General features: G+C 62.9%; 9 protein-coding genes and 1 pseudogene. 5 read left to right on the top strand and 5 right to left on the bottom strand.

Features of this window, described 5'->3' with window-relative positions; genetic code table 11:
• The 3 genes and pseudogenes from H7C86_RS17485 to H7C86_RS17475 form a co-directional block, all read left to right on the top strand.
• A pseudogene (locus tag H7C86_RS17485) lies at positions 1 to 428 on the top strand (ABC transporter ATP-binding protein); the annotation flags it as partial.
• Entirely contained in the window at positions 428 to 1,219 is a 792-nt protein-coding gene (locus H7C86_RS17480) for an ABC transporter permease (protein ID WP_019748317.1), read from the top strand. The pseudogene H7C86_RS17485 and the gene H7C86_RS17480, both read left to right, overlap by 1 nt.
• Positions 1,220 to 1,352: 133 nt before the next feature.
• Positions 1,353 to 2,153, top strand: coding sequence for an alpha/beta fold hydrolase (locus H7C86_RS17475; RefSeq protein ID WP_182261922.1), 801 nt, complete (start codon positions 1,353 to 1,355; stop codon positions 2,151 to 2,153).
• A 9-nt stretch (positions 2,154 to 2,162) separates the two neighbouring features.
• Here the strand turns inward: H7C86_RS17475 and otsB are convergent, their stop codons facing one another.
• The gene (gene otsB, locus H7C86_RS17470; RefSeq protein ID WP_230544072.1) at positions 2,163 to 2,951 is read right to left on the bottom strand and encodes a trehalose-phosphatase; all 789 of its coding nucleotides are present in this window, start codon (positions 2,949 to 2,951) and stop codon (positions 2,163 to 2,165) included.
• A 173-nt stretch (positions 2,952 to 3,124) separates the two neighbouring features.
• Here otsB and H7C86_RS17465 point away from each other — a divergent pair, with 173 nt between their 5' ends.
• Complete coding sequence (locus tag H7C86_RS17465) at positions 3,125 to 3,454, top strand: type VII secretion target (RefSeq protein ID WP_182261921.1); 330 nt, start codon at positions 3,125 to 3,127, stop codon at positions 3,452 to 3,454.
• Complete coding sequence (locus H7C86_RS17460; RefSeq protein WP_182261920.1) at positions 3,451 to 4,743, top strand: hypothetical protein; 1,293 nt, start codon at positions 3,451 to 3,453, stop codon at positions 4,741 to 4,743. Before H7C86_RS17465 ends, H7C86_RS17460 begins: the two co-directional genes overlap by 4 nt.
• A 33-nt stretch (positions 4,744 to 4,776) precedes the next feature.
• Here H7C86_RS17460 and H7C86_RS17455 read toward each other — a convergent pair whose 3' ends face one another.
• The 4 genes from H7C86_RS17455 to H7C86_RS17440 form a co-directional block, all read right to left on the bottom strand.
• Complete coding sequence (locus H7C86_RS17455) at positions 4,777 to 5,766, bottom strand: malate dehydrogenase (RefSeq protein WP_019748312.1); 990 nt, start codon at positions 5,764 to 5,766, stop codon at positions 4,777 to 4,779.
• A 66-nt stretch (positions 5,767 to 5,832) separates the two neighbouring features.
• On the bottom strand, positions 5,833 to 6,462 hold the full coding sequence (locus H7C86_RS17450; protein WP_047888379.1) for a hypothetical protein: 630 nt from the start codon (positions 6,460 to 6,462) through the stop codon (positions 5,833 to 5,835).
• On the bottom strand, positions 6,452 to 7,723 hold the full coding sequence (hisS, locus tag H7C86_RS17445) for a histidine--tRNA ligase (RefSeq protein ID WP_182261919.1): 1,272 nt from the start codon (positions 7,721 to 7,723) through the stop codon (positions 6,452 to 6,454). The genes H7C86_RS17450 and hisS overlap by 11 nt, the downstream gene beginning before the upstream one ends.
• Positions 7,724 to 7,738: 15 nt before the next feature.
• Positions 7,739 to 8,419 carry an MBL fold metallo-hydrolase gene (locus tag H7C86_RS17440; protein WP_020907646.1) on the bottom strand — a complete coding sequence of 227 codons (681 nt, stop codon included), beginning with the start codon at positions 8,417 to 8,419 and terminating at the stop codon, positions 7,739 to 7,741.
• Positions 8,420 to 8,474: the final 55 nt, after the last annotated feature.

The raw sequence follows: 8,474 nt of genomic DNA, 5'->3' as shown, positions 1-8,474 counted from the left end.
CGAGTCACCTTCTCTCGGAGATGGCGTTGACGGCGGAGCAGTTGGTGGTGATCGGTCGGGGTCGGTTGATTTCGGATTCGACGGTGGCGGAGTTCGTGGATCGCTCGTCGGAGTCGACGGTGCGCGTGCGCAGCCCACAATTGGACGCTCTCCATGCCGCATTGACTGCCCACGGACTGACTGTCCGCGAGGAGCATTCAGGATCGGAGCCGGTGTTGGTGGTCGTGGATTCGACCACTGATGCGATCGGCGGTCTGGCTGGTTCGCAGGGAATCGTGTTGCACGAGTTGGCGTCTGTGCAGGGATCGCTCGAGGATGCGTTCATGAAGTTGACCGGAGACGATGTCCAGTACCACGCATCCGGTATCGATCCGGGTGCCGGAGCCCACCACACAAACGCACAGCACGCTATGGGAGGTGCACTGTAATGGCTGTTCTCAGTGCTGAACGTATCAAGATCACCACGACCAAGTCGCCGCTGTGGTGCACGATCACAATCATCGTCCTAGGGTTGGGCGTCGCCTGGATGATCGGGCGTTCGTCGAGTTCGAGCATCCAGGCGTACAACGACGAAGCCGCATCAGGAACTCCTGATTTCGAGAAGTTCCTCCCCACGTTCAATGAAGCGGGACTGGGAGTTTCCGGCTTCGGCGTCATGGTCCTGATGATCATGGCGGCCCTCGCGATTACCAGCGAATACCGCTTCGGCATCATCCGCACCACCTTCCAGGCCATCCCGAGCCGGGCTTCGGTCCTGATCGCCAAAGCCGGCCTGATCGGCGCCTTCGGCGCGGCGCTGTCCTTCGTTCTCATGCTCGGCGCGGTATTCATCACCAAAGCTGCTGCAGGCTCTGAAGGTTCCACCAATCTGGCACTCGACAACGCCGATGCCTGGCGCGCCGTCTACGGCGTACCGATCTTCGCCTTCCTCTGCGTTGTCCTTGCCATCGCCGTCGGAGCACTCCTGCGGCAATCTGCCGGCGCTATTGCATTGCTCCTGCTCTGGCCGCTGCTCATCGAGAGCCTGTTCGGCATGTTCGGATCCTTCGGTAGGAACGTCACACCGTTCCTCCCGTTCGCCAACGCCGACCACTTCCTCTCTTCGGGTTCGAGCACCAATTTCCATTGGGGCCCTTGGGGAAGCCTGTTCTACTTCGCAGCATTTGTGCTGGTGGTTTTCGGAATCAGCATCGCCGTCGTCAACAAGCGCGACGCCTGACCTAACACCAAGACTGGCCGTACCGGAGATGTTCCGGTGCGGCCAGTTTCTTGTTGCCACAACCGCGGTTCACAGAACTTAGGGTAGGCTCACTTCTATCTGATTCGGCAACGAACTGAGGCAACGGACAGCGATGCAGACTCTGACAACCCAGACTATTTCCACTCCGGGCACCGAAATGCGTGTGTGGCGCACGCCGGCGCTCGATCGGAAATGCGTGGTCTTCCTGCATGGCGCCGGAGTTGATCATCGAATGTTCGACGACCAGGTCGCGGAACTCGCGGGCGCCTATTCCCTGGTGCTGCCCGACCTACGCGGTCAAGGGCTGTCGATTCTCAAAGAAGGCCACCGCGCCACTCTCGACACTGTGATCGACGACGTGAAGGTCATGCTCGACTCGCTCGGAATCGATCGCGCAAGCATCGTCGGACACTCGTTCGGCGGAAACATCGCGCAGGAGTTCACCCATCGTCATGCGGATCGAGTAGACAAGCTCGTCATGATCGGCAGCCCTGGCCAGCACCGGGAAATGAGTGGAGCCGCTGCCTCGGCGATCAAAATCGGCACGCATTTGTATCGACGGATTCCGTGGGGTCCCTTTGCCTTCTACAGTGGCCGGTGGTCGAGTCGAAATCCCGCAACTCGCAGATACGTTGCAGACTGCATGCTGGCCGCCGGACGGCAGACCTGGCTGGATCTGGGAACAAGCGGGTTCGCGTCACTCTGCCCGGTGGATACGGCACCCCGAAAGGAGACCCTCCTGATGCGGGGAGAGGTCGACATGCCGCGCCAACTCGATCGAATCTACGACGCCCTGAGCGACCAGCTACCGGACCTGATTCGCCGGGTGGTGATCACCGGCGTCGGACATCAATGCACACAGGACAATCCGGAAGAGGTCAACCGCGCGCTGGTCGAGTTCTTGGCAGACTGACCTCACGTGTCAGCGTTCCAGGTGCGCGGCAAGCTCTTTCATCCAATCGAGGAATGCCGGCGGGCCGTCGAACTGGACACCGTCGACAGCAGCCACTTCCGGTGCAATGTCATCGCCCTTGACCACCAACGCTTCTCCACCCGAGGCAAGGACAGCAGCAAAGGCAGGTAGGTCACCCCGGTCGTCGCCCGCGTACGCGACGACGTCGACGCCTGCGGTGGCGATCGCGCGAAGGAGGCCTGTCCCCTTGTCCTCCTCAACGGGTGGACGCAATTCTTCGACCAACTTACCGGGCTCACGCCGCAACCCGGTCCGGCTCGCGATTTCTGTCGTCGCTGCTTCCACCAGGCGCTGCGCGACCGCTCGATCCGCGGCCCGACGCCAATGCACAGCCACCGCAAGGCCTTTGCTCTCGACGTGGATGCCAGGAACTGCCTGAGAGTCGAACAGGCGACGCAGTTCGGCTTCTGCTTCGGCGACGGCATCACTGAAAGCCGCGACGGCCGGAAGCACTTCGATTCCGTTCTCCGTCCAGGTCTCGACGCCGTAGGAACCCATGAGAACAACCGAATCCAGACTCAGTCGTTCTCGCAAGAACGACGCCGGCCGTCCCGAGAGCAAGCCCACCACGCCGAAGTGCCTCGACAAAGTCGCGAGCACCTCCTCGGCACCGGGCAGGAGCGCACTGGCCGACGGATCGTCGACGATAGGTGCAAGCACACCGTCGAAATCCATCACCAGTCCACAGCGAGCTGGATCGGACGTGAGTCGGAGGATGACGTCCGAAGCGGTTCGCATGGTTCGAGTGTGCCAAATCGATCGCACCCGCAATACCAACACCGGATCAGAATGTAATCTCTGCCACTTCGTCCAGGTTGTCCGGAAAGCGCAGGGTGAGCCGTGTCCACTCCCCTCCGGCGCCGATTCCGTCCGTTACAGTTCTCACGACGCTTACCAACTGGGGGGTAACGATGAGCGAATTGACTGTCGTCACTGACGACATCCGAAGGTACGGCTCGACGTCGGCCGAAGCTGCAGGACACATCGCGCAGGCCGCCGCCGTCGATCTGGGCGCCAACATCGCGGCAGTCGCACCAGCCGTCGGTCCTGTCGGCATCGAGTTCCTCGAGGCATTCGCGCGCGCCCAGGCAACTCACACCAAAGATGTTGCAGCACTGGCGACCTTCTACGCCGGCAACGCAGCAACGGCGAGTGCAGCCGCTCAGGCCTACGACACCACAGATCTTTCAACCGCGTCAGATCTGGCCGGCATCGCTGGATCGACGGACGTGACCGCGTGAACAGCGATCGCGTCGACACCGATCGCATGAACACCGAAGACGACTCGACGACGGTCCTCGAATTCCTTCAAGGTGGTGCTCCGGCCCCGGCATTGCCGAACAACACGGTCGAATCGATGCTCGCCGGCATACCGGTTCCGGCATTACCCGGAATCGAAGATCTGTTCGCGCCGTTGATCGAACTCGGGAAGAGCCTCGGCACCGGCACTTTTGCCGGCATCGATCCCGTCGGCATCTTCAACCAGGCGTCCACTCTCATCGACCAAGCCATGGGACTGTCCCAAAGCGCGGTCGCCGAGGTGGGCCAGACCTGGAACAGCACCGGCAGTGAAGCCGCGACCGAACTGTCGCGATCCGCCCAGAACAGCGGCGCAGAATTGAGCGAACGCGGAACCGCGATATCGAAAACCGCTGCTGCCGCCGCGGAATCGGTGCAGCGAGGCAACGCGAATCTCGCGGCGATCGCGCAGTCCTTCGCGACCACGGTTGCAGCTGCTGCACCGATCGCGTGGACACCACCAGGACAGGCGATGCTGATTGCCTCCGCAGCCGAACACATGCAGGCAGCCGTCGCGGCGGTGACACAGACTCGCGGGGAAATGCTCGGGCACACCGCTGCCATGAACGCCCTTGCCGGGTCGATCCCCGTGCCGACTCCACCGATCGGTGAGGCTCTCGCCAACCTTGCCACTCCGGAGGCGCTCGCCGACGCCGCCCGTCAGATCGCCCAACCTCTGGCGGCATCAGCCGCGTCGGCATCGCCGCTGTCTGGATCGCAGCTGTCTGGATCGACCGATGCCGGCGACGCACCGTTATCCGCGCACTCAGGAACCGATGCCGTTCGGACCTCGGCAGCGCAGGCAGGCGCCGGACTTCCGACCGGCGTCGACAAGCTGTGGGGCGCAGGCAATTCGTCGACGTCACTCGCAGCCGGCGGGTCGCCGTCGCCCAGTGCGACAGCGAGCTCCGGCGGAGCATGGGTGGGTGGAAGCGGCACTACCGGTGGAACGATGAGAGGCGCAGCGGGAGTTGCTGCAGTTCAACCGGTTCCGGTAGCAACGCCCGGCCTGGGTGCACCATCTTCGGCGGTCGGCAGTAGCGGCATATCGCCGGGCGGCATGATGGGCGGCGGTCCTCGCGGAACGCGGGACGACGAGTCGTCACGCACGACTCCGGGGTATCTCGTCAGCGCCGGTGACGAAAACTCGATGGTCGACGATCTACCGATGGTGTCACCGCCCGTGCTCGGTGCCGAGAATCCCGATCAGTACCTGTTCCGAGATCTCTGATCGGGACTCCCCGGCCGGGGCGGCATTACAACCTCAAACGAAGCCCAACTCCCGTACCGCCGCACGCTCCTGCTCCAATTCGCTGACGGACAGGTCAATCCGTTCGCGTGAGAAGTCGTCGATCGCGAGATCCGGAACGATAGCGAATTCACCATCGGCACAGGTCACCGGGAAGGACGAGATCAATCCTTCGGGCACCCCGTAGGAACCGTCCGAACAGACGGCCATGGATACCCAGTCGTCCTCGGCCGTTCCGATCACCCAGTCGCGGACGTGGTCGATCGACGCGCTGGCCGCACTTGCCGCAGAGGACGATCCACGCGCAGCAATGATGGCGGTGCCTCGCACCTGCACAGTCGGGATGAAATCGTTCTCCACCCAGTCGCGGTCGTTGATCACCGCGAGCGCAGGCTCACCCGCGACGGTCGCGTGGGACAGGTCCGGGTACTGCGTCGCCGAATGGTTTCCCCAGACGGACACCTTGCGCACCGACGACGCACGAACGCCGGTCTTCTTCACCACCTGCGCAATCGCTCGGTTGTGGTCGAGGCGCGTCAGCGCGCTGAACCGAGTATCGGGTACATCCGGCGCGTTGTTCATCGCGATGAGAGCGTTGGTGTTGGCCGGGTTTCCGACGACCAGCACCTTGACGTCCGAGGCTGCGTTGTTGTTGATCGCCTTCCCATGCGCTGTGAAAATAGCGCCGTTCGCGCTCAGCAAGTCGGCGCGCTCCATCCCCTTGCTCCGCGGACGTGCACCGACCAGCATCCCGACGTTCGCGCCGGAGAAGGCGACATCGGGATCGTCGGTGATGTCGATGGAGCTCAGCAAGGGAAACGCGCCGTCTTCGAGCTCCATCGCGACGCCTTCGGCAGCGGACACGGCGGCGGGAATCTCGAGCAGTCGAAGTTTGATCGGTACGTCAGCGCCGAGCATCTCCCCCGCAGCTATGCGGAAAAGCATGCCGTAGGCGATCTGACCCGACGCTCCGGTCACCGTGACGGTTACGGGCGCAATACTCATTGCCGACTCCTCACCTGCCGTTTTCACGACTGTCCGTTCTACAACGCTGTAAGAACGGTTTCCACGCTAGTCGAGTAATCCGGCCACTTCGTGGTCTGTCAGTGTGGTTCTCGGCACTCGTCCCTCCGCCGTCACGAGTTCGACGGCGCGGTAGAGCGGACGCTCGGCCAGTCCGGCGCCGCGGGCTTCGGCACGCAACTGTTCGATCAGCACCGAGGACAACGCGGCAGCCGGTACCAACTCACTGGCCGCCAGGGCGTCGGCGAGCTTGCGGAGTGCAAGGATCTCCAATTCGCGCCCGCCCCCTGCCGTGTAGAGCGCGAGCGGTATTCGCACGGTGGACCGACCGTCACCGAGTGTCAGGCTGACCTCGCTGATCCGGCCGGATCGCACCGTCAACGCCGCCGTGAGCACCTCGGCCACGTCGACGTCGTTGGTGCGAAAACCAGCTTGTGCTCGAATCCTGTTGCCATACAAGGTGATATGCCGGCGCAGCGTCATCAGAATCGCCAGTGACGTCGGAACCGCGATGACGGCACCGACGATCACTCCGACCGTCATCGTCGAGAACACACTGACGATCAACCCGACGACCACACCGAAGACCACCACAACAACGGCGAACTTCTTCAGCCGCGGCGCGATCAACGCCACGGGAACCAGATCGAGCGAAACCGGTTCAGCCTCAGTGCTCAACGAGATCCCCGAGCTTGTCGACAACTTGGTCGAGCGGCACCGTCTCCTGCTCACCTGTCGCCAATTGCTTGACAACGACAACGCCCTCTTCGAGCTCGCGCTCGCCGAGAACCAAGGCGACTGCGGCGCCCGAGCGATCGGCCGCTTTCATCGAGCCCTTGACGCCACGATTTCCGTACGCCAGGTCGACGCGAATCCCATTGGCACGCAACTGGTGTGCGATCTTCACCAGTGCCGCCTTCGCCTCGGCTCCCATCGGTACACAGAAGACGTCGACACGTGCCGGTGGCGCAACCGACTTACCCTCGGCCTCGAGCGCGAGAACCGTGCGGTCGACGCCGATTCCGAACCCGATCCCCGAGAGCGGCTGTCCGCCCAGCTGTTCCATCAGTCCGTCGTATCGACCACCACCACCGATTCCGGACTGCGCGCCCAGTCCGTCGTGCACGAATTCGAAGGTCGTCTTGGTGTAGTAGTCGAGGCCGCGGACCATGCGCGGGTTGACGACGTAGGAAACTCCCAAGGCGTCGAGGTGCGCTAGTACCTCGTCGAAGTGCGCCTTGCAGCTCTCCGAGAGGTGATCGAGCATGAGCGGTGCGCCGGCCGTCATCTCGCGTACATCTGGGCGCTTGTCGTCGAGCACCCGAAGCGGGTTGATCTCGGCGCGTCGACGCGTGTCTTCGTCGAGCGGGAGTGCAAAGAGAAACTCCTGCAGCAGTTCGCGGTACTGCGGTCGGCAGGTGTCATCGCCGAGAGAGGTGATTTCGAGGCGGAAGCCGTCGAGCCCCAACGACCGGAATCCAGCGTCAGCGATCGCGATGACCTCAGCGTCGAGCGCGGGGTCGTCGATCCCGATGGCCTCGACGCCGACCTGCTGCAACTGGCGGTAGCGACCGGCCTGCGGGCGCTCGTAGCGGAAGAACGGGCCCGCGTAGCTGACCTTGACCGGCAACTGTCCACGATCGAGGCTGTGCTCGATGACGGCACGCATGACACCGGCGGTTCCCTCGGGACGCAACGTCACCGAACGGTCACCGCGATCGGCGAACGTGTACATCTCTTTGCTGACGACGTCGGTCGACTCGCCGACACCGCGCGCGAACAGGCCGGTGTCCTCGAAGATCGGCAATTCGATGTGGCCGTACCCGGCCAACCTGGCGGCGCGCGTCAAACCGTCACGAACGGCGACGAATTCGGCTGACTGCGGCGGAACGTAGTCCGGAATTCCCTTGGGTGCAGAGAAGGTGCTGGCTTTACTCACGAGAGGTACTTTTCCTTATTCTTGTGCGCTGAGTCCAACGAGAAACGGGTTCGAGCTTCGCTCGGCGCCGATCGAACTGTTGCCACCGTGCCCGGGCAGGACCACTGTCTCGTCACCGAGTACCAGTAGCTTGCGGGCGATCGAAGCGAGCAACTGCTCGTGATTTCCGCCTGGCAGGTCGCTGCGCCCGATGGAACCCTGGAACAGGGTGTCACCGGTGAACGCCAAGTCCACGGGCCCGCTCTCGGTGTTCGCCTGGGTGCGGAACACCACCGATCCCTGCGTGTGCCCGGGTGTGTGGTCCACCACGAACGTCATTCCGGCCTCGGTGATCTTGTCTCCGTCGCTCAGTTCGATCACCTCGTCCGGCTCCACGAACGTCATGCCCTGAATGAATTCCTTCATCGTCGGGCCGATCCCCCGTGCCGGATCGCTGAGCATGTAGCGATCATCGGGATGGATGTAGGCGGGCACGGAGTACCGCTCACAGACCTCGCGGGCCGACCACACATGATCGAGGTGACCGTGGGTCAGAAGTACTGCATTGACCGACATGTCCTTGGAGTCGAGATATTCGAAGAGCGGCTCGGCTGCATCCTGACCCGGATCGACGACTACGCATTCGCACGCGTCGTCCTGAGCGAGTATGTAGCAGTTGGTTTGGAACATCCCGGCCGGAAAACCAGTGACGAGCACGGGGGCAACTCCTCTTCGAAGGGTGGAAACGAACAACACGCTGTCGGTTACAGCC

The organism is Rhodococcus sp. UFZ-B548, from assembly GCF_903819475.1.
In the GTDB taxonomy this organism is placed as follows: domain Bacteria; phylum Actinomycetota; class Actinomycetes; order Mycobacteriales; family Mycobacteriaceae; genus Rhodococcus_F; species Rhodococcus_F erythropolis.
Note: the sequence above shows the minus strand (reverse complement) of the source record. Positions and strands in the feature narration are given on the sequence as shown.

Excerpts from the sequence above, each read along its gene's own strand:
- H7C86_RS17480 (WP_019748317.1), top strand. The coding sequence starts at position 428 with ATGGCTGTTCTCAGTGCTGAACGTATCAAGATCACCACGACCAAGTCG.
- H7C86_RS17475 (WP_182261922.1), top strand. The coding sequence starts at position 1,353 with ATGCAGACTCTGACAACCCAGACTATTTCCACTCCGGGCACCGAAATG.
- otsB (WP_230544072.1), bottom strand. The coding sequence starts at position 2,951 with ATGCGAACCGCTTCGGACGTCATCCTCCGACTCACGTCCGATCCAGCT.
- H7C86_RS17465 (WP_182261921.1), top strand. The coding sequence starts at position 3,125 with ATGAGCGAATTGACTGTCGTCACTGACGACATCCGAAGGTACGGCTCG.
- H7C86_RS17455 (WP_019748312.1), bottom strand. The coding sequence starts at position 5,766 with ATGAGTATTGCGCCCGTAACCGTCACGGTGACCGGAGCGTCGGGTCAG.